This window comes from Aeromonas sp. sif0611, assembly GCF_019218845.1.
Taxonomy (GTDB): domain Bacteria; phylum Pseudomonadota; class Gammaproteobacteria; order Enterobacterales; family Aeromonadaceae; genus Aeromonas; species Aeromonas media.
Map to the genome: position 1 here is coordinate 837,857 of NZ_JAHUWU010000002.1, position 19,810 is coordinate 857,666.

13 protein-coding genes, 5 tRNA genes, 1 pseudogene and 1 riboswitch are annotated in these 19,810 nt (G+C 60.7%); of the genes and pseudogenes, 7 read left to right on the top strand and 12 right to left on the bottom strand.

Features of this window, described 5'->3' with window-relative positions; all coding sequences use genetic code 11:
- Nucleotides 1-332 precede the first annotated feature (332 nt).
- The 5 genes from KW824_RS08745 to KW824_RS08765 form a co-directional block, all read right to left on the bottom strand.
- Entirely contained in the window at nucleotides 333-1,334 is a 1,002-nt protein-coding gene (locus tag KW824_RS08745) for an ABC transporter ATP-binding protein (protein ID WP_218409556.1), read from the bottom strand.
- Nucleotides 1,335-1,428: 94 nt separating this feature from the next.
- A complete protein-coding gene (locus KW824_RS08750; protein ID WP_218409557.1) occupies nucleotides 1,429-2,487 on the bottom strand; it encodes an ABC transporter ATP-binding protein in 1,059 nt (352 codons plus the stop codon).
- Nucleotides 2,488-2,500: 13 nt separating this feature from the next.
- On the bottom strand, nucleotides 2,501-4,318 hold the full coding sequence (locus KW824_RS08755; RefSeq protein WP_218409558.1) for an extracellular solute-binding protein: 1,818 nt from the start codon (nucleotides 4,316-4,318) through the stop codon (nucleotides 2,501-2,503).
- Between the two features lie 82 nt (nucleotides 4,319-4,400).
- Nucleotides 4,401-5,444, bottom strand: coding sequence for an ABC transporter permease (locus KW824_RS08760; RefSeq protein ID WP_043130007.1), 1,044 nt, complete (start codon nucleotides 5,442-5,444; stop codon nucleotides 4,401-4,403).
- Between the two features lie 2 nt (nucleotides 5,445-5,446).
- Nucleotides 5,447-6,472: an ABC transporter permease subunit gene (locus KW824_RS08765; protein WP_043130009.1), complete on the bottom strand. Its 1,026-nt coding sequence runs from the start codon at nucleotides 6,470-6,472 to the stop codon at nucleotides 5,447-5,449.
- A gap of 738 nt (nucleotides 6,473-7,210) precedes the next feature.
- On the opposite strand from KW824_RS08765, the gene KW824_RS08770 reads away from it, so the two are divergent.
- The 7 genes from KW824_RS08770 (at nucleotide 7,211) to KW824_RS08800 (ending at nucleotide 14,966) form a co-directional block, all read left to right on the top strand.
- Nucleotides 7,211-9,817, top strand: coding sequence for a TonB-dependent siderophore receptor (locus KW824_RS08770; RefSeq protein WP_218409559.1), 2,607 nt, complete (start codon nucleotides 7,211-7,213; stop codon nucleotides 9,815-9,817).
- A 103-nt stretch (nucleotides 9,818-9,920) separates the two neighbouring features.
- Nucleotides 9,921-10,685, top strand: a complete 765-nt coding sequence (locus tag KW824_RS08775; RefSeq protein ID WP_005327067.1) for a DUF3450 domain-containing protein — start codon at nucleotides 9,921-9,923, stop codon at nucleotides 10,683-10,685.
- Nucleotides 10,682-12,055 carry a MotA/TolQ/ExbB proton channel family protein gene (locus tag KW824_RS08780; protein ID WP_218409560.1) on the top strand — a complete coding sequence of 458 codons (1,374 nt, stop codon included), beginning with the start codon at nucleotides 10,682-10,684 and terminating at the stop codon, nucleotides 12,053-12,055. The genes KW824_RS08775 and KW824_RS08780 overlap by 4 nt, the downstream gene beginning before the upstream one ends.
- Nucleotides 12,056-12,065: 10 nt before the next feature.
- Nucleotides 12,066-12,593 (top strand): MotA/TolQ/ExbB proton channel family protein, encoded by a 528-nt coding sequence (locus KW824_RS08785; RefSeq protein ID WP_005327072.1) that lies wholly within the window; start codon nucleotides 12,066-12,068, stop codon nucleotides 12,591-12,593.
- Nucleotides 12,594-12,659: 66 nt separating this feature from the next.
- The gene (locus KW824_RS08790; protein ID WP_005327075.1) at nucleotides 12,660-13,067 is read left to right on the top strand and encodes a biopolymer transporter ExbD; all 408 of its coding nucleotides are present in this window, start codon (nucleotides 12,660-12,662) and stop codon (nucleotides 13,065-13,067) included.
- A 16-nt stretch (nucleotides 13,068-13,083) separates the two neighbouring features.
- On the top strand, nucleotides 13,084-13,719 hold the full coding sequence (locus tag KW824_RS08795; RefSeq protein ID WP_041205125.1) for an energy transducer TonB: 636 nt from the start codon (nucleotides 13,084-13,086) through the stop codon (nucleotides 13,717-13,719).
- An 11-nt stretch (nucleotides 13,720-13,730) separates the two neighbouring features.
- Nucleotides 13,731-14,966, top strand: coding sequence for a lipopolysaccharide assembly protein LapB (locus KW824_RS08800; protein WP_043129655.1), 1,236 nt, complete (start codon nucleotides 13,731-13,733; stop codon nucleotides 14,964-14,966).
- Between the two features lie 207 nt (nucleotides 14,967-15,173).
- On the opposite strand, the gene KW824_RS08805 is transcribed toward KW824_RS08800, so the two are convergent.
- From KW824_RS08805 to KW824_RS21000, 7 genes and pseudogenes are all read right to left on the bottom strand, one after another.
- Nucleotides 15,174-18,212: a glycosyl hydrolase family 18 protein gene (locus KW824_RS08805; RefSeq protein WP_371316607.1), complete on the bottom strand. Its 3,039-nt coding sequence runs from the start codon at nucleotides 18,210-18,212 to the stop codon at nucleotides 15,174-15,176.
- Nucleotides 18,213-18,330: 118 nt separating this feature from the next.
- Nucleotides 18,331-18,414: riboswitch (cyclic di-GMP riboswitch) on the bottom strand.
- A gap of 472 nt (nucleotides 18,415-18,886) precedes the next feature.
- A tRNA-Ala gene (locus KW824_RS08810) sits at nucleotides 18,887-18,962 on the bottom strand.
- A 40-nt stretch (nucleotides 18,963-19,002) separates the two neighbouring features.
- Nucleotides 19,003-19,078 (bottom strand) — tRNA-Ala (locus KW824_RS08815).
- A gap of 58 nt (nucleotides 19,079-19,136) precedes the next feature.
- A tRNA-Ala gene (locus KW824_RS08820) sits at nucleotides 19,137-19,212 on the bottom strand.
- 66 nt (nucleotides 19,213-19,278) lie between these two features.
- Nucleotides 19,279-19,354, bottom strand: a tRNA-Ala gene (locus KW824_RS08825).
- 28 nt (nucleotides 19,355-19,382) lie between these two features.
- Nucleotides 19,383-19,458 (bottom strand) — tRNA-Ala (locus KW824_RS08830).
- A gap of 237 nt (nucleotides 19,459-19,695) precedes the next feature.
- Nucleotides 19,696-19,800 (bottom strand): annotated as a pseudogene (locus KW824_RS21000) (glutamyl-tRNA synthetase); the annotation flags it as partial.
- Nucleotides 19,801-19,810: the final 10 nt, after the last annotated feature.

The window sequence follows — 19,810 nt, forward strand, 5'->3', positions numbered from 1 at the left end:
CCTGGCAGTGCTGTTCCACCTGAAGGGTGCATCCAGCAAGAAAGGCACACAAGAGAAAGACACTTATGCGCCTTCGACTCGCAACTACTACTTCCGCTATGGCGCCTGATGTCACCGGCTCGGATGTCGAAGCAACAAAAGTAGTAAAATTACAAAATAACGCAATCCACACAACAGCCACCCCCTCGGGGCGCTGTCCTGCCCGGGCCAGATGTTCCACGGCCAAACCTGAACTCCAACCATGAAGATGGGGCCCACAGGCCCCATTTTTTATTGATCATCCTCGACACCGCCTTGCTGTGATACCGGCCGTGGCGAAGCGGACGCCGGCATCAGACCGCCTTTCCCAACGGCACCGCCTCCACGGCAGGCAAGGGGAAGTGGCAGGCAACCTGATGGGCCTCTGTGCCACACGGCTCGAGACCCGGCGAGGTACCGCGGCACAGATCCGTGGCATAGGGGCAACGCTGATGGAAATGACAACCGCTCGGGGGAGAGATGGGTGAGGGCACGTCCCCGGTCAGAAGGATACGCTGGTTGCGCCTGCGAGGATCCGGCACCGGGATCGCCGAGATAAGCGCCTGGGTGTAGGGATGGCGCGGGCTCAGATAAAGTTGCTGGGCCTCTGCCAACTCGACGATGCGCCCGAGGTACATCACCGCTATCCGGTCCGAGATGTGCTTGACCACCGACAGATCGTGGGCGATGAAGATGATGGCCAGATTCATCTCCCGCTGCAGGGTGAGCAGCAGGTTCACTATCTGGGACTGTACCGAGACATCCAGCGCCGATACCGCCTCGTCACACACCAGCAGCCTGGGTTTGAGGGCGATGGCACGGGCAATGCCGATGCGCTGGCGCTGACCGCCTGAAAACTCGTGAGGATAGCGATCCACCGCACTCTTCGGCAGGCCCACCTTGTCCAGCAGCTCCAGCACCCAGCCCCGTCGCTGCTCTGTGTTGCCTTTACCGTGGATGATGAAGGGCTCTTCCAGGATCTGGCCCACGGTGTGACGACCATTGAGAGACTCTGCAGGATCCTGAAACACGATCTGCATCTCCTGGCGCAGGGATCGCATCTCCCCGGGCGACAACCGGGTGATGTCGCGTCCCTCGAAACTTATCTGCCCCGCCGTGGGCTCAAACAGCTTGAGCAGGGAACGGCCCAGGGTGGACTTGCCACAGCCGGACTCCCCTACCAGCCCTAGCGTCTCCCCCTGCTTGAGGTCAAAGCTGATGCCATCCACCGCATAGACGGTGTAGGGTTTGCGCAAGAAGCCGCCACCCATCTTGAAATGCTGCTTCAAGTCCCTTACCGACAACAAGACGCTCATCGCCGCCACTCCCGTCCATCCTGGTGAAGAGCCGACATAGCCCCTTCCCTATTGCTGAAGTGCTGTTTCAACTCCCGCACCGACAACAAGACGCTCATATGCTCAACTCCTTCCAGTGGTGGCAGGCCACTGCGTGGCGATCGCTCAGCTGTTCTGTCGCCGGTATGGTGCTCACGCAGATCTCGGTGGCGTGGGGGCAACGGTTGGAGAAGCGGCAGCCCGCTGGCATCTCGTGCAGGGCGGGCACCTGGCCCTTGATGGTCTTGAGCAGGCTCTTGGGCACATCTTCGAGGCGCGGGATCGAGGCCATCAGACCATGAGTATAGGGATGGCGCGGGTGGTCAAACAGCTCGAAGATGTCGGCCCGCTCCACGGCGCGGCCCGCATACATCACCACCACCTCGTCGCACAGCTCGGCCACCACCCCGAGATCATGGGTGATGAAGATGATGGCCATGCCGGTCTGGGCCTGCAGCGCCTTCATCAGATCCAGGATCTGGGCCTGGATGGTGACATCCAGCGCCGTGGTCGGCTCGTCGCAGATGAGCAAATCCGGCTCGCAGGCTAGCGCCATGGCGATCATCACCCGCTGGCGCATGCCGCCGGAGAGATTGTGGGGATAGACGGCAAAACGCTGGGCCGGCTCCGGGATCCCCACCTTCTGCAGCATGGCGATGGCGGCCTCCTTGCGCTGAGCCTTGCTGAAATCGGGCCTGTGCAGGCTGAACACCTCCATCAGCTGATCCCCCACGGTCTGCACCGGGTTGAGGGCCGTCATCGGCTCCTGGAAGATCATCGAGATGCGGTTGCCGCGCACCCTGTACATCTGATCCGGCTGCATCGCGAGCAGCTCCTCCCCCTGAAAGCGGATGGAACCAGCTACTACCTGACCGTGGGGCCTCGGCAACAGCCCCATGATGGCCAGCGAGGTAACGCTCTTGCCGCAGCCGGACTCGCCGACTATCCCCAGGGTCTGGCCCGGGGCTACCTTGAAGCTGACCCCGTCGAGCACCTTTATCTTGCCGTCATCGACCGCGAACTCCACCTCGAGATCGCTGACCTCCAGGATGGGGGCCATGCCCTGGCCGCCATCAGCGGTGAACTTCCCCCCATTCTCTCGAACGTCGAGGATGGGAGCCTGTGTCTCTGCCATCGCCTCCCCCTTCTCAATGATGCGCATAGGTCTTGTCGATCAGCGTGATGGGCGCAAGCGCTTCACCCGCGTCCTTGGCCTTACGGGTCTCTTCCTGCACCTTGGGATCGAGCCAGAGCAGGCCGCCACTGCTGTGGGGGTAGCCATCCATGGGCCAATAGAGCAGATCCGGGGTGTTACGGGTGGCGGGCACCTCCGGCAGCATCACGTGGCGCCAGCTGCTGGCCCGCACGTAGTTGAGCTGCACCCCGGGCACGAAGATGGCGAGATCATAGATGCGCTGCTGGACCTGACGGGAGATCTCGGCACGCTTGGTCATGTCGAACTCGACGTTGTAGGCGTCGATCAGGGCGTCCAGCTCCTTGTCGGCCACGTTGAACAGATTGTTGGTCTGCGGCTTGTTGGCGTTGGCCGAGTGGAACGACTCCCAATATTGCGGGTAGAGACCACCGCCACCCCAGCCGAGCCAGGCAGCCTCGTGCTTCTTCTCCAGCATCACCTTGAAGCCGGTGGCGCCATCCACCAGGTTGAGTTCCAGATCCAGTCCCGCCTTCTTGGCCTCTTCCTTGAGTACGGTCAGCCGCTTGGAGTGCTCCTGGCTGGTGTAGGTGAGGGCAAGGGTCAACCGCTCCCCCTTGTCGTTTTGCAAGATGCCGTCCGGCCCCGGCTTGTTGTAGCCGCCCTTGGCGAAGTACTCCCGCGCCTTGGTGATGTCATAGGCCCGCTCCGGCAGCTTGATGTCGGTGAATTCGCCAAAACCCGAGCCGAAGGTGGTGGCCCTGTCATAATCACCGTGCAGCACGGTCGCTATCATCTTGTCCAGGTTCATGGCGTGCTGGATGCCGAGGCGCACATTCACGTCCGCCAGCTTGGGATTGGCCACATTGAGGTGCACCCCCTGCCCCCCCTGCTTGGTGTCGGTCATCGCCATCACCTTCTGCACGTACCCCTTCTTGTATTCCGGGGTGACCGCTTTTTCATGCCACCAGTTGGGCAAGATCATCTCGAAAGTGTCCAACTCCCCTTTCAGGAAGTGGCGAAACGCGATGTTGTGGTCGCGGATCACCTGCACCTTGATGCGGTCGATATTGAATCTGTGCTGGTTGTAACGATCGTTCTGGGCCCACCAGTTCTGCTGCTTGCTGAAGGTGATGGACTTGCCCTTCTTCACCTCGCTCATCACATAGGGGCCCGTGGTCGGGACTACAGCCCAGTTGTACTGCTTCACCCAGTTCGGTCCCATCTTGTAGTAGTGCTTCGGCTGGGGCCACAGCTCCGTGGTGTTGAGCAGGTCCAGCCTGGCCTTGCGGCTGCCTGCCTTCACCAGGATGGTGTGATCGTCAACCTTCTCCACCGCCACCACCTCTGTGGTGTAGTAGTTGTTGAACCAGGGGCCCTTGATGTCCTTGGAGCGCATCATCTCGTAGCCGAAGGTGTAGTCATCGGCGGTGACCGGCTTGCCGTCAGACCATTTGGCACGGGGGTCCAGCTTGAAGTAGACGGTCTGGCTGTCCGGCGCGATGGCCCAGGCGCTCGCAAGCGAAGGGATCGGGTTGCCGGTGTTGGGATGGAAACTGATGAGCCTCAGCTGGTTGTCCTGGATGAAGGAGCGGAACGAACCGTTGGAATCGGGCCCCACGGTGCGAAACGTCAGCGGAAAGCTGTCGATGAAGAGGTTGAGAGTGCCACCGGGCAGCGCCTTGGGGGAGGCGAAGGTGGGGTCGGTGTCGTTGGTCTCCCACTTGAGATCCGCAGGCAGGCTGGCGGCCCACACCCAGGATCCGTTCACCAGCAGAAAAAGCGCACCTATCCATTTGATTTTATTTTTCATGTTTGACTTCCAGGTCTAGCCCCTGCACCGGGGGCGTCTCAATTAAGGGTTGGATACCCAGGGCAATGAGGCGTGCCCCGGGTCACTGATAACGGGTAAATTTGCGCGGATCGAACGCCTCGCGGATCGCCTCGCCGATGAAGGAGACCATGATCAGCACCAGGCTCACTGCCACCACCACGGAGCTCACGATCCAGATGGCATCCAGGTTGTTGATCCCCTGGGAGAGCAATTCCCCCCAGCTCGGGGTTGGCGGCGCCAGGCCGAAGCCCAGATAGTCCAGCGCCGTCAGGGTGGAGATATTGCCCACCACGGCGAACGGCGCCAGGGTGACGATCATCATCAGGGTATTGGGCAGGATATGGTTGAAGATGATGCGCCGGGTGGTCGCCCCTTGCGCCCGCGCCGCCATCACATAGTCCCGCGCCCGCTCCTTGTAGGTGAGGGTGCGCATGTACCAGGTGATCCCCATCCAGCCGAACAGCACGTTGATGCCCACGAACAGGCCGAAGTTCGGCTTGGCCAGCGACACCAGGATCATGATGACGTAGAGAAACGGCACCTGGGACCAGATCTCGATAAAACGCTGCAACACAAGGTCAAACCGGCCGCCGAGAAAGCCCATCATGCAACCGATGCTGACCCCGATGACATAGCTCGCCACCAGGGTGATGAAGGCAAAGCCGATGGCGATGCGAAAGCCGTAGACCAGGCGCGCCAGCACGTCGCGACCGCTGGTGTCGGTGCCGAGGAAGTGGCGCTCCGCCAGGTTGGGGGCGTAGGGCGGGTAGGCCTCCTCCTTGAAGTCCTGCTCATAGGGGTTCCAGGGCACCAGGGGCAGCAGCACCCAGTCCCCCTTCCCTTCCTGCGCAAATTTGCCCTTGAGCTGGCGGTAGTTGGTCTCGTACTCGTAGTCGAGCCCGAAGTGCTGGCCCGGGATCACGTCGCCATAGGTGGGAAAGTAGAGCTCTCCCTGATAGCTCACCGCCAGGGCCCGGCTGTTGACCAGGAGCTCCGCCAGCAGGGAGATGACCACCAGGACCGAAAAGATGACAAAGGAGTAGTAGCCGCGCTTGATCGACTTGAAGCGCTTGAGTTTTTTCAGGGTTACCGGATTCAGGTTCATGCTCAGTCTCCAAACCGCACGCGGGGATCGACCAGGGCAACGCAGATGTCGGAGACGATATTGCCCACCAGCATCAGCATGGAGGTGATGGCCAGGATGCCCATGACGGTGGGGTAATCCCGCTCGACGATGGCCTCATAGCCGAGCAGGCCGATGCCGTCGATGTTGAAGATGGTCTCGATGAGGAAGGAGCCACCGAAGAAGACGGTGAGCACCGATCCCAGGTGGCTCGCGATGGGGATCAGGCTGTTGCGCATGGCGTGGTCGGTGACCGCCTTGCGAAACGGCAGCCCCTTGGCCACGGCGGTGCGCACGTAATCCGCCGACAGGTTCTCCATCAGGCTGTTCTTCATGGTCATGGTGAGGATGGCGAAATCCCCGATGGCATAGGCGATGAGTGGCAGCAGGGCGTGAGCGAAGACGGTACGGATCTGATCCCAACTGCTCTCCATCGAGTCGAAGTCGTCCCCCGGGAAGCCCCCCATGGGCAGCCACTCCAGATGAAACGCGAAGACGGTAATGAGGAAGATCCCCACCACGTAGGCGGGCAGCGCATAGGCCATGTAGATGAGCATGGAGCTCAAGGAATCGAAGCGGGTGTTGTGTCTGAGGGCCTTGGCCACCCCGAGCGGGATGGAGACGGCATAACTCAGCAGGAAGGTCGCCAGCCCGAAGAAGGCGGTCACCGGTAGCCTGTCCTTGATGAGATCCCACACCGGCTCGTAATAACGGGTCGACTCCCCGAGATCCAGCACCGCCAGCTTCTGCAGCCACTCCCAGTAGGCGATCAGCATGGGCTTGTCGAGGCCGTAAAAGGCCTTGAGCTCCTCGATCTGCTCATCGGAGAGCGCCTGCGCCCCCTTGCTGCCACTGGAGCGGCCGGTCTCGTTCTGTGATACCTGCGCCTGCAACAACATGCGCTCGACCGGGCCGCCCGGCACGAAGCGGGTGATGGTGAAGACGAGCAGGGTGATACCGAGAAACGTCGGGATGATCAAAAGCATCCGACGTAGGAAATACGACAGCATGGTGGAACCTCGTCCTTGTTGTTCTTTTATGGTCAGTCACATCCGGTGACCGACCTGTCCTTCCTGGCATTACTCACTGAATTGACTGGTATTGGCAGTCAATCCCGCTCGGTCACTGTAAAAGCTCTGCAACAAAAATCAAGTAGAACTAACCCGGTCAACGGTCAGTGACGTCAACAGCATAACTCACTGATGTTTTTTTCCAAAAAATCCAACTTCCATATAAAAAACTGCTACGCATTCTCATTTAACTTGTTTTTAATTATTAAAAAATTAATTGAACACCCACATCAAAAACACAAAAAACCAATAAAAACAAAAAGATAAAATCAATCACACCCTATTTCCATTTTATCCATAAAAGAAGAGGGAAATATCCCAAGAACGAAACCTGAACAGAAACTGCCTCACACCCAAATACAGATTTAAATACTGAGAAAATGTCATTACGCGATATGAAGAACATTACGACAGGCGACTTATCGATAAGTTCAAAAATAATCAATAAAATGGCAAAAGACAAAATTAACAACATCTTTACATTATTGTTCGCATTTATTGCGGAATAAAACGCCAAAAAATATGCCGAAATCCTACATAGTCTTCTAATCCCCCATCTCTTCCCCATCCTGGCCGCTCCATTTGACGTCAATCATCAAACCTTGATAAGCCTTACGCACCGCTCCAACGAGGGCGGTAAAGGAAGCAAACAATAAACAATCAGGAAGGATACTAGCGATGCTTAGGAAAAGCAGACTCTCTGCTGCCGTAGCGTTTGCCTTGGCGAGCGCGGCAGTTGTGGCCACCCCTGTCCTGGCCGAAGAGGGCCAGAACGTCGAAAAACTGCAGAAAATCAAGGTCACCGGCTCGCGGATCTCCCGAGTCGATGTGGAAGGCTCCACCCCGGTCGTCTCCGTGACCAAGGCAAAAATCGAGCAATCCGGTCAACAGACCGTCGCCGATTACCTCAAACAGGCCTCCTACAACTCCTTTGGTGGCGTCTCCCCGGCTTCCGGCAGCTCCTTCCAGTCCCAATCCACCGTCGGCCTGCGCGGCCTGGGTTCAGAGCGCACCCTGGTCTTGCTGAACGGCAAGCGGGTCGCGGGTTCCCCCACCATGGGTGGCACCTCCATCAACCTGAACACCATCCCCATGGCCGCCGTTGAGCGGGTCGAAGTCAACCTGGACGGCGGCTCGGCCATCTATGGTTCCGACGCCATCGGCGGTGTCATCAACGTGGTGCTCAAAGAGGGCTACGAAGGTCTGACCTTCCAGGGTCGCCTCGGCTCCCCGACCGAAGAGGGCGGTGACGAGAAGAGCGGCTCCGTCGTGGCAGGCGTCAACGGCGAGAAGGGCTCGCTGATGGCGGTCTACGAGCACGACAAGAAGGACGTCATCTACAGCCGTGATCGTGATTATCTTGCCAAGCAGGGCAACGATGCTCCCAGCCCCTATGGCCGCAACGTGGAAGGGATCACCGGCCTGGACGGCAACGGCGACCCCATCTGGAAATACGGCCCCCTGGCCGGCGCCACCAATACAGACGGCTCATGCAAGGAGCCCTTCGTCGGGTTCGAGGGCGGCTGTAACTTCAACTACGGCCAGGTCGCGGCCACCACGGCCTCCCGCAGCCGTGACACCCTGTATGTGAACGGTCGCTACCACATCAACGACACCGTGGACTTCGTGCCGCAAATCATCGGCTCCCGGGTCGAGAGCTTCGGTCGCTTCGCCCCCGCCGCCGGTGCCTTCGCCATAGACCCGGCCAACCCGAAAAACGCGCAGTTCTTCGCCGACAACGGCCTGGATGCTGCCGCCACCCAGGGTCTGGGTGAAGCCGCTTACGCCTACTACCGCTTCAGCAACGTCGGTCCTCGTGACAACTACGTCACCGACATGACCGGCAGCCTGAACCTCGGCTTCGAGGGCACCGTCACCACCGAAAGCGTCGGTGACATGCAGTGGAACGCCGGTTACATGTATTCCAAAACCGACAACAAGGAGAACGGCACCGGTTACGTGCTCAAATCCGCCGCCCAGCAGGCCATCGCCGACGGCAAGTTCGTCGGTGGCGAGTTCGATCCCAAGAGCACGGCCGCCATGGCCGCCGACACCAGCCGCCGCTCCACCATGGACTTCTACCAGTGGTACGCCGGTGTTCAGTGGGACATGGGTGAGCTGCCGGCCGGTCCGGTCAGCTGGTACGCCGGTGCCGAGTACAACGACTGGGTCTATACCGACAAGTACGATGCCCAGTCCGAGGCTGGCAACATCATCGGCTCCGCCGGCAACTCCTCCGGCGGGGTGCGCGACGTCACCGCCGCCTACGTCGAGTCCCTGGTGCCCATCACCGAGCAGGTCGAGCTGAACCTGGCCGGTCGCTTTGATGATTACAGCGACTTCGGCAGCGCCTTCTCGCCCAAGGCGAGCCTGCGTTACCAGCCGCTCGACAACCTGATGCTGCGCACCTCCTGGTCCCGCTCGTTCCGCGCCCCCAGCCTGAGCGATCTCTACGCGGCTGACTCCTTCTCGGCCGACTGGGCCAAGGACTATGTCTACTGCGAGGCGAACGGCATTTCGGCGGCAGACTGCCCGAACCGCCAGTACGACACCACCCGCACCGCCAACGAGGATCTGAAGGAAGAGACCGCGGACACCTGGAACTTCGGGGTGGCCTACAGCCCGGTGGATGACCTGAACCTCTCCCTGGACTACTACACCATCAAGATCAAGGACGTGATCCAGCTGAACTCCCTGCAGTCCGTCATCTATGACGAGCTGAACAACGGCGGTTCCAGCAACATCACCCGCAACAGCCAGGGCAAGATCAGCGGTGCCATCGCACCTATGGTCAACCTGGGTACCCTGAACACCAGCGGCCTGGATCTCAAGCTGGATTACCGCTACGACCTGAACTCCGCCACCATCCGCTACGACCTGGGCGGCACCTACATCCTGGAGTACAAGGAAGGCCTGTACGCCGGTGGCCCCGTCATCGACAAGATCGGCCAGAACGGTCTGCCACAGATGCGCTTCAGCTCCGGCGTGGGTGTCAACGTGCCCCAATGGTGGAACATGGATACCTATCTGAGCGCGAACTACATCGACTCCCAGAGCCAGGACTACATCGCCGACACCGGTGAGGAAGTGGGCCATATCGCGTCCCAGACCACCTGGAACCTGAACGTCGGGGTGGATGCGCCCTGGAACGGCAAGATCCAGGTCGGGGTGAAGAACATGTTCAACGCGGGCCCGTCCCTCGAGAGCGATGGCTTCACCTATGACGACGAGCTCTACAGCATCGACGGTCGCATCTACTACCTCGACTACGCCCAGAAATTCTAATCCACCAAGCAAGTGACAAGCCGGCCCACTCGGGCCGGCTTTGCCCAAGGTTCCAAGGAAGTCACGGAGATAGGGTAATCCTATGAAAACAAGGACTATTACAATGAAGAAAGCGCTCCTCGGCAGCCTGGTTTCGGCTGCCCTGCTGACCAGCTTCAATCTGAGTGCCGCCTCTGCCGGTCAGGCAGTGGACGCTCAAGCCGCCACCGACAATGCCTCCAAAGTATCCCAGCAGAAGATCGACAGCTACGCCGAGTCTGCCGAGTCTGCCCTGGCGCAGTACAAGGCCGCCCTGCGTCAGGTCGACAGCCTGCGCACCTACAACGAGCAAGTGGGCAAGATGGTCGACTCCCAGGCCACCGAGCTGGCCTCGATGCAGCGCCAGATCGCCCAGATCGATCAGACCAGCACCGAAGTGGTGCCCTTGATGCTCAAGATGATCGACTCCCTCGATCAGTTCGTCTCCCTGGACCTGCCGTTCCAGAAGGTCGAGCGGGAGGACCGCGTGGCGGCCCTGACCGACCTCATGAACCGGGCCGACGTCACCATCTCCGAGAAGTACCGCAAAATCCTCGAGGCCTACCAGATCGAGGAGGGCTTCAGCCGCACCATCGAGTCCTACAAGGCGAGCCTGGACAAGGACGGCGGCGAGAAGACCTACGAGTTCCTGCGCGTCGGTCGCATTGCCCTGCTCTATCAGTCCCCGGACGGCAACGAGACCGGCATGTGGAACAAGCAGACCCGCCAGTGGGAAGAGCTGCCCCAGGAGTATCGCAGTGCAGTGGAACAGGGCCTTCGCATCGCCAAGAAGCAGGCGCCTCCCGCCCTCATCAAGCTGCCGGTTCAAACTGCGGAGAAAGCATCATGAAAGGAATCAAACTTGCCATTGCCTCCCTGATCGCGGGAGCCACCCTGATCACCCTGCCGGTGACCGCCGCCGAGAAGCCGGTGGATCTCAACGCCCTGCTGAGCCAGGTCAAAGCCGCCAGCACCAGCGAATCCCAGCTCAACAAGGAGCGGGAAGCCCGCTTCCTGGCTGACAAGAACGAACAAGGGGCCCTGCTGGCCAAGGCCAAGGCGGAACTCGCCGCCGAAATAGCCAAGGGTGAAACACTCAAGGCCACCTTCGATGCCAACGACAAGCAGCTCACCGAGCTGACCGAGACCCTGCGCCAGCGTGCCGGCAACATGGGTGAGATGTTTGGCGTGTTGCGCCAGTTCGCCGGCGAGTTCAAGGGGATCTTCAACGCCTCCGCCCGCCGGGTCGAGCATCCGGAGCAGACCGCCCTGCTGACCCGCCTGGCGGAGAGCAAGGAACTCCCCTCCAGCGACGACCTGACCGCCTTCTGGACCACCACCCTCAGCCGCATGGTCGATGGTGGCAAGGTGAGCCAGATCCCGGCCACCGTGGTCTACGGGGAAGGCAACCAGGCCGAGAAGACGGTGACCCAGATCGGCGAGTTCAACACCGTTTCCGAGGGCAAGTACCTCACCTTCGTGCCGGAGACCGGCAAGTTCGAGCAGCTCTCCCGCCAGCCCGAGAATGCCGTGCTGGAGCCCGTCGCCAAGTTTGAACAGGGCGGCGGCAGCGTCGAACCCATCTTCATCGACCCGTCCCGCGGGGTGATCCTCTCCCTGCTGGTGCAGTCGCCAACCCTGAAGGAGCGCATCGATCAGGGTGGTTCCGTGGGTTACGTGATCCTGGCACTGGGGGTCATCGGTACCCTGCTGGCCATCTTCTGCGGCCTGCGTCTGTCGATGATCGGCACCTCCATGCGCAAGCAGCTGAAATCCGATCAGGTTATCAAGGGCAACCCCATCGGCGAGATGCTGGGGGCTTATCAGTCCCACCGCGGTGACAACATCGAGGATCTGGAATCCAAACTCGACGAGATCATCCTGCGCAACGTACCCAAGTTCGAGAAGGGCATCAGCCTCATCAAGCTGATCGCCTCGGTCGCCCCGCTGCTGGGTCTGCTGGGGACAGTGGTCGGGATGATCGCCACCTTCCAGGCCATCACCCTGTTCGGTACCGGGGATCCCAAGTTGATGGCGGGTGGCATCTCCGAGGCCCTGGTCACCACCATGCAGGGTCTGGTGGTCGCCGTGCCCATGCTGTTCCTCTACACCATAGTGCAGACCCAGAGCCGTCGTCTCATCCAGGTCCTGGAAGAGCAGAGCGCCGGTTTCGTCGCCCGTTATCAGGAACGTCTGCACGCCGCCAAAGCCGCAGCCTAAGGAGTCACCCATGTGGTTCTGGTTGATTGAAGAAGTCGAGTCGGTCCGCCGGTTTCTGGGATTGGGGGGCGACGTGCTGGTCGCCCTGTTCTTCCTGACCCTGATGATGTGGGCCCTGCTGCTGGAGCGCTGGTTCTACTTCATGGCGGTCTATCCCAAACAGGTGAAGCAGACCAAGGCGACCTGGATGGCCCGCAGCGATCACCTCTCCTGGTCTGCCAAGCAGATCCGGCGCGAGCTGGTCTCCCGGGTCGCCATGGCGGTGGACAAGGGCATGCCGGTCATCAAGGTGCTGATCGCCCTCTGTCCGCTGATGGGGCTGCTCGGCACCGTAGTGGGCATGGTGCAGGTGTTTGACACCCTGGCCATCACCGGCACGGGTTCCCCCAGGGCGATGGCCTCGGGGATCTCCAAGGCGACGGTACCGACCATGGCGGGCATGATTGCCGCCCTTTCCGGCCTGTTTTTTGTCAACCAGCTCGATCACAAGGCCAAGTTGGCGGTGCAAAAGCTGGAAGACAACCTGAAACACGGCTGATGCAGGATGCACTCCCCCGGCCGGGTACTGCCCGCCGGGGCACAGAACAAGCAAGGAGTTTTTGCCATGAGAAAACGTCACAGCGACAGCGGTGCCGATGAGGCGGCCATCGATCTGACCCCCATGCTGGACATAGTGTTCATCATGCTGATCTTCTTCATCGTCACCACCTCGTTCGTCAAGGAGTCCGGCGTGGAGATCAACCGCCCGAGCGCCAGCACGGCCGAGACGGTGAAGAAGGGGAACATCATGGTCGCGGTCCGCGAAAACGGCCAGGTCTGGGTCGACAAACGGGTCGTCGAAGTGGGCGCCGTGCGTGCCAACATCGAGCGGCTGCGAGCGGAGAATCCGGAGAGCGCCGTGGTGATTCAGGCCGACACCGAGTCCCGTTCCGGTCTGGTGGTCCAGGTCATGGATCAGATCCGCATGGCCGGTGTCCAGAACATCTCCATCGCGGCGAGCAAGAGCAGCTGATGCCGGAGCGAGCACCATGAGATACCTGATAGCGATAGCGGTCTCCTGTGTGGTGGTGTTCTTCCTGTTTCTGGGAATGAACAAGCTCATCACGCCGGATCACCGGGAGCTGACGGAGAGAGAAGACGTCACCATGACCGACTTCATTCGCCTCAAGCCCCAGGAGACCCTGCAAGAGAAACAACGGGAACTGCCCAAGCCGCCCCCCCCGAACCGCCCGCCTCCCCCACCCGAGATGGAAGTGGCGAGCACCGACAGGCCGAAGATGGAGAGCGCTCCCATGGACATGCCCAAGCTCGACATCCCGGTCAACATCGGCGGTGGCAACGCCCTCGGCGCCTACAGCACCGGCGGCGGCGGTGGCGGCATGGGGGGCAACAACGGCGCCATTCCCATGGCGACCTTCGAGCCCATGATGCCCCGCAAGGCGGCGCTGGCTGGCCTCGCCACAGGCAAGGTACTGGTGGAGTTCACCGTGACCGAGCGCGGCACCGTCAGCAACATCCGCATCGTCAAGGAAGAGCCGCGCAGCTATGACCTCGGCAAGGAGGCACGCAAGACGATTGCCAAGTGGACCTTCAAGCCGGCCATGGTGGACGGCAAGCCCCAGGCAAGCCGCATGCAGCAAGAGATCGAGTTCGCGGTCAACTAAGGAAGGTGGCGATGAAAAAGTTACATACCCTGATCCTCGCCCCGGTGGCCATGGCGGTACTGCTCAGTACCGCCGGCTGGGCCGCCGAGCAACCCGCCCTGTCTGATCGCGCCTACCGCGCGGTCAACAAGGCCCAGGCGTTGATCACCGAGAAGAAATACGGCGAGGCGAATGCCAAGCTGCAGGAGGCGCTGTCCGGCGCAGGCGAGCGGGTCTACGACAAAGGGGTCATCCTGCAGACCCTGGGCTTCGTGGCGGCCCAGCAGGAGAAATATGGCCAGGCGACCAAATACTTCGCCGATGCCATCGCCACCGGCGGCCTGCCGCAGCCGGTGGCCCAGCAGGTGCGCTACAACCTGGCCCAGCTCTATATGGCGGAGGGGAACTTCAAGGGCTCCATCAGCACCATGAACCAGTGGTTTGCGAGCCTGGGCAAGGACGAGAAACCGACCCCGCACGCCTACATCACCCTGGCCAACGCCCACGTGCAGCTCAAGCAGTATCGGGAGGCCATTCCGGCGGTGGATCAGGCCATCAAGCTCTCGGCAGGCAAGGCGCCGGAGTCCTGGTATCTGCTGAAAATGGCGGCCCACTACGAGCTGAAACAGTACAAGCCGGCCACCGAGGTGCTGACCGCCCTGGTGGACAAGTTCCCGGAGAAGAAGAAGTACTGGACCCAGCTCTCGGCCATGCACATGCAGGCGGGCAACGATGCCAAGGCCCTGGCGGCGCTGGAAGGTGCCTACAACCTCGGCATGCTGACCGAGTCGACCGAGTTGCTGCGGCTCGCCAACTACCTGGCCTTCGCCGGCATACCCCACCGCGCCGCCCGCGTGATGGAAAAGGCGATGAAGGAAGGGACCATCGAGAGCAATGCGGCCAACTACAAGACGCTCGCCAACTACTGGCACCAGGCCAAGGAGCTGGACCCGGCCATCGATACCCTGGCCAAGTCCTACAAGCTGGCCCCCAGTGCCGATCTGCAACTGAAGATGGCGCGCATGATGATCCAGAGCAAGCGCTACCAGGATCTGGTGGCCTTCGCCGCCAAGCCTGCCGCCAATGCCAGCGGCGAACAGCGGGCGGATCTCAAGTTCCTGACCGGGGTTGCCTACTTCGAGCAGCAGAAACCGAAGGAGGCATTGAACGCCTTCACCCAGGCCGCCCAGCATGGCAACGTCAGTGGCCGCGCCTCCCCCTGGATCAGCTTCCTGAAGGAGCAGCAGGGCGGTGCCGTCACTCAATAAACCGGCACGCCATGGGCAAGAATCCGTCCATGGCGACTGCCCATTCACAAGGGGGTCAGCCCCGCAGATTGCCTGGTGGCAATTGGCCGCTCTTCGGAGCGGTCTTTTTTATGGTCCCCTTCCTTTATATAGGCAGCAAAAAAATCCGGAGCCTGGGCTCCGGATTGGGTCATTGCGTTGAGGCGGGGTTGGCCCCTCAACCTGTCATCAGTAATTGCATACCAGCTTCCAACTGCCATCGCCCGCCTTGGGTTCGCTGCTGGTCCACCAGTTCGCCTGCCAGACCCCCTTGTTGTGGGTCATGCGGTCGGTGCCGTTGGCGTGATCCCCGCGTGGCCAGGTCGGATAGGCATTGTACTCCGCCGGGTTGACGCTCTGGCTGGCGCAGCTGGTGCCACCGCTACCGCCGTCACCGCCACTGCTGCCCCCCAGCAAAGCCTCGGCCAGGGCCGGGAAGTCGGCTTTCAGCCCTATGGTCTGGCTACCGGCAATCAGGCGCATGCCGCTCGGTACGCCGGCGGCTGGCAGATAGTAGGTCATGGCCACTTCCACCTCGGTACCCGGCGCCCAGGCCTTCCAGGCCGGCAGCGTCAGTGCCACCTTGTGGAAGTCCTTCTCGCCTGCGATGCCGTCGGAGTTCTGGTTGCCGCCGCTCTCCACCACGGTCAGCCCCATACCGCTCTGGTCGGTGATGGTGTCGGAGGTGGAAGTAGGCATCAGGAACTCGATGCGGGTGCCGCCCGGTATGGTCTGGGTCGACTTGTTGGTGAGCTTGAGGGTCGGGTTGATCGGGTAGTTGGAGTCCCCTTCCTTGAAGCCGGAGAGGCTCACACCGATGTCGAGCTGGGCGGCCGGGGCCGGCAGATCGTTCTGTTTCAGGGCCGCCTTGTCGGCCTTGCTGAACTTGTCGTAGGCGAGGCTGGTGAGGGTGCTGCCCATCACGTACTCGTTCTTCGCGGCGTCGAAGTCATAGTCCCCCGCCATCTCCCAGAACATCACGCCCCCCAGACCGCGACTGACGATGTAGTCGAGCTTGTGACCCATGGACTCTTCATCTTCGGTGGAGAGGAACACCTTCTTCTGCTCGTTCCACAGCCAGGGCGCATGGGCCTTGTCGTCGTAGTAACGTACGTACTGGCCTTGCATCACGTGGGCCGGGTTGTTGGGATCCAGACCCCAGGCCTGGCCGTAGCTCGGCAATGTGGTGATGCCGAGGCTGGCCGCGTGCTCCAGGTTCTTGGCATGCCACATGGGCACGGCGCCACCGCCTATCTCCTTGCCGTTCTTGTCCAGATCATGCCAGATGTTGTCGATGCCGACCGCCCCGTTGCCGCAGGGGATGGTGCTGCCACCTGTGCCCGGCTGGCAATCGCTCTGGCTCGGCAGCGCCGCCTTGCCCCCCAGGCCGTGGGTGCCACCGGTGACCCCCTGCCAGCCACGGGTGTAGTAAGGCACCCCTATGTTGATCTTGCCCGCCGCCAGGGCGCCGCGGAAGTAGTGGGCCGCCCAGGCGGAGTTGAGATAGCCGATGCCACCAAACTGGGCCTGGGTGTAGACCCCCCACTGGGACAGCTCGGGATCCGCCTTGTTGTCGAACAGGGCGGCGTTGTGGCCGACGAAGTGGTTCCAGGCACCGTGGAAGTCATAGGTCATCAGGTTGACGTAGTCGAGGTACTGGGTGACCTGGAAGTTTTCCATGCCGCGCAGCAGGTAGGCCGAGGCCGGCGAGGCGATGGTCAGCATGTACTTGCGACCGTCCTCGGTCCCGGCGCTGTCGAGCTTGTTGCGCAGGGTCTTCATCAGCACTTCATAGTTCGCAAACAGCTTGCCGCGACACTGGTTGGAGAGCGGGAAGTCGTTGGGGTTGCCCGCATCCTTCATGGAGGTGGGGTACTCGTAATCCACATCCACCCCGTCGAAACCGTACTGGCGGATGAAGCCCACCGCCGAGTCGGCGAAGGCGTTGATGCCGGCGCTGTTGACCGAGCAGTCGCCCTTGGTGGTGGCGGCGTAGAAACCGCGGGTATCGGCCCAGCCCCCCACCGAGATGAGGGTCTTCACGTCCGGGTACTGCTTCTTGTATTTCGACAGCAGGTTGAAGTGGCCCTGATAAGCGAATTCGGGATCCATTTCGGCGCCCGGTACCCCGTCCCAGGTCATCTTGGTGGCGGCGTCATCCACCTTGATGAGGTGGCTCTGTTCATCCACCGCCGCGAAGGCGTAGTTGATGTGGGTGATCTTGTCCCAGGGGATGTCGCCCACCAGGTAGGAGGGCAGGCCGTTCTTGCCGGTACGCCAGGAGGTGAAGTAACCGATGACGCGGCGACCGTGGTCATCCCCCATGCACTCGCTGCCATCGGCGCGGTAGATCTGGCGCACGTCGCAGGAGAGGTTGCCGCCGGTGGGGGGCAGGGCCGCCTCTTCCACCTGCACGTCCACCTGGGTGGACTCGCCAGAGAGATTTGCCTTGTCGGTCGCCACCAGCTTGAGGCCGGTCAGCCCCTTGTTCTGGGGCGTCCAACTCAGTTGCCAGGGGGCGCTGCTGTCTTCGCCCACCTTCTGGCCATTCACGAAGAGCTCGAGCTTGGCGACGTCGTCATTGGCGTCGGTCACATTGCCGGTCACGGTGAGGACGCGGCCCAGGGTCACCTTGGCACCGGCTGCGGGGCTGGCGATGCTCACCTTGGGGGCCTCTGGCGCCACCACGGCGGCGACCTTGAAGCTGGAATCAGCCTCACTCAGCACCTTGCCGTCTTTATCCAGTGCCCGTGCCTTGAGGGTGTGATTGCCCACACCGGCGGCAGACCAGTTGGCGCTCCAGGGGGAGGCCGTGGCCGTGGCGACCAGGGTGCCATCGACCAGGTATTCCACCTTGGCGAGCGCAGTGGCCGGGCCGCTCAGGGTCACCGCCAGGGTCACACTGGCCCCCTCGCTGACGCTGCTGCCCACGGCGGGGGACCCTATGATAATACCCAGGGTAGGCGGTGGCACCTCACCGCCATAGAGTTTCCAGGCATCGGTCCAGACGGCGCCGACACCGGGTTCGTAGTGGTAGGGGGAAGCCCCGCACCAGCCGGAGTAAGGGAATTCCTTGCATTCATAGAGGGCGCCTGCGTTGCTGACGATGTCGCCAGCCTTGTAGGCGGTGCCGGCCTGATAGGCGGGATAGGCGGCCTGCGCCCAGGCAGGGACGGCCGCAAGGGCGACCAGCATGGCAAGCCTGCTGGGCCTCAAGATCTGTTGCATATTGTTATCTTCCTTGTTTTGTCTTGGCTTTTTTTAAGACCGGGAAAAGCGCAATCGCAACAGGGGACAAGGGAACGACAACAGGCCATGGACGGGGCCACATACCCTCATGTCACCCCGGGGTAACCCCGCTGTCTGGTCCGCTTGGGACAGATCGGAGGCTTTGCGTCCCGGCATCACTGCCGGTTTGCCCTTAACCTGGGTTCCGTGAGGAACGGCTCGAGTATAGGAAGCAAGTGGCAACCGCTCAATCTTTATTCTCTAAGGAAAATATGTGAATGCCAGCCGGTTCACACTTTCCCTCAATCGACCAACAAAAAATTAAGTCATTAATATCAATCTGTTAGCCACATCAGAAAAACGGACTCAGCCTCTTTTGTCTCCCCATAATGTGCGTTGCCTCACTGGTCAGAGCTGCCAGAAATGTGACAATGCGCGCCCTTGACCAAAGCGCCAAGGCTATGGAAACACTGGCAAAAAATAAAAAAGGAATACTCATGAAAGGAACACCTACCCTGCTGCCGCTGGCCTGGCGCCGTCGCCACGGTTGATGACTTGCCACAACAACCAAGCTCGCAGCCAATGCGGGCTTTTTGACAGTCGTGCATAGAAGGCAGAGAGAAAAATAGGCAAAAACAAAAAGGCCACCGCGATAACGGTGGCCTTTTAATGTTTGGTGGAGCTACGCGGGATCGAACCGCGGACCTCTTGCATGCCATGCAAGCGCTCTCCCAGCTGAGCTATAACCCCAAGTTGTTGCGAATCAAGGTCAAGACCTTCACTCTGAATTTGGTGGAGCTACGCGGGATCGAACCGCGGACCTCTTGCATGCCATGCAAGCGCTCTCCCAGCTGAGCTATAACCCCAAATTCTTTACTCTTTAGACAATCGGTTCTGGCGGCCGTTTGCCCTTCTTCTAAATATTGGTGGAGCTACGCGGGATCGAACCGCGGACCTCTTGCATGCCATGCAAGCGCTCTCCCAGCTGAGCTATAGCCCCACAAAGGTCGGCCTGGGTGATACACACCGCACTGCCCTGGGCACTGCATTTTTACAATCAGGAACCTGGTGGAGCTACGCGGGATCGAACCGCGGACCTCTTGCATGCCATGCAAGCGCTCTCCCAGCTGAGCTATAACCCCTTTGATTCCAGATTGTTCGAGGAGAATTTGGTGGAGCTACGCGGGATCGAACCGCGGACCTCTTGCATGCCATGCAAGCGCTCTCCCAGCTGAGCTATAACCCCAACTCACCTCGGCGCTACCAAAGTTATCTCTGGCAACGGAGGCGCATGATAGGCATCACCCGCTTTGCTGTCAACCCAAAAATAACACCGGCTCGAGCGTTTAGTCAAAATTCAGACAGTTAGCTGTTTTTACCGCCAACTGCATCGCTATGTCGCTGTTTTATGTCATGAATCTGAGCGCTGCACAAAAGCAAAGGGCCCCCTTGCGGGAGCCCTTTTTCAAGCAATGGCAGAGGCTTACTCGGCTGCCATCCGCGCTTCGATATAGGCCAGGGCACGATCAATGCGGGCGAGCACACGCTCCTTGCCTACCAGCGCCATCGCGGCGTCGATACCGGGGGACTTACCCAGA

Coding starts and splice junctions, on each gene's coding strand:
- KW824_RS08760 (WP_043130007.1), bottom strand. CDS start 5,444: ATGAACCTGAATCCGGTAACCCTGAAAAAACTCAAGCGCTTCAAGTCG.
- KW824_RS08785 (WP_005327072.1), top strand. CDS start 12,066: ATGTGGTTCTGGTTGATTGAAGAAGTCGAGTCGGTCCGCCGGTTTCTG.
- KW824_RS08800 (WP_043129655.1), top strand. CDS start 13,731: ATGAAAAAGTTACATACCCTGATCCTCGCCCCGGTGGCCATGGCGGTA.
- KW824_RS08795 (WP_041205125.1), top strand. CDS start 13,084: ATGAGATACCTGATAGCGATAGCGGTCTCCTGTGTGGTGGTGTTCTTC.
- KW824_RS08750 (WP_218409557.1), bottom strand. CDS start 2,487: ATGGCAGAGACACAGGCTCCCATCCTCGACGTTCGAGAGAATGGGGGG.
- KW824_RS08775 (WP_005327067.1), top strand. CDS start 9,921: ATGAAGAAAGCGCTCCTCGGCAGCCTGGTTTCGGCTGCCCTGCTGACC.
- KW824_RS08780 (WP_218409560.1), top strand. CDS start 10,682: ATGAAAGGAATCAAACTTGCCATTGCCTCCCTGATCGCGGGAGCCACC.
- KW824_RS08805 (WP_371316607.1), bottom strand. CDS start 18,212: ATGCAACAGATCTTGAGGCCCAGCAGGCTTGCCATGCTGGTCGCCCTT.
- KW824_RS08770 (WP_218409559.1), top strand. CDS start 7,211: ATGCTTAGGAAAAGCAGACTCTCTGCTGCCGTAGCGTTTGCCTTGGCG.
- KW824_RS08745 (WP_218409556.1), bottom strand. CDS start 1,334: ATGAGCGTCTTGTTGTCGGTAAGGGACTTGAAGCAGCATTTCAAGATG.
- KW824_RS08755 (WP_218409558.1), bottom strand. CDS start 4,318: ATGAAAAATAAAATCAAATGGATAGGTGCGCTTTTTCTGCTGGTGAAC.
- KW824_RS08765 (WP_043130009.1), bottom strand. CDS start 6,472: ATGCTGTCGTATTTCCTACGTCGGATGCTTTTGATCATCCCGACGTTT.
- KW824_RS08790 (WP_005327075.1), top strand. CDS start 12,660: ATGAGAAAACGTCACAGCGACAGCGGTGCCGATGAGGCGGCCATCGAT.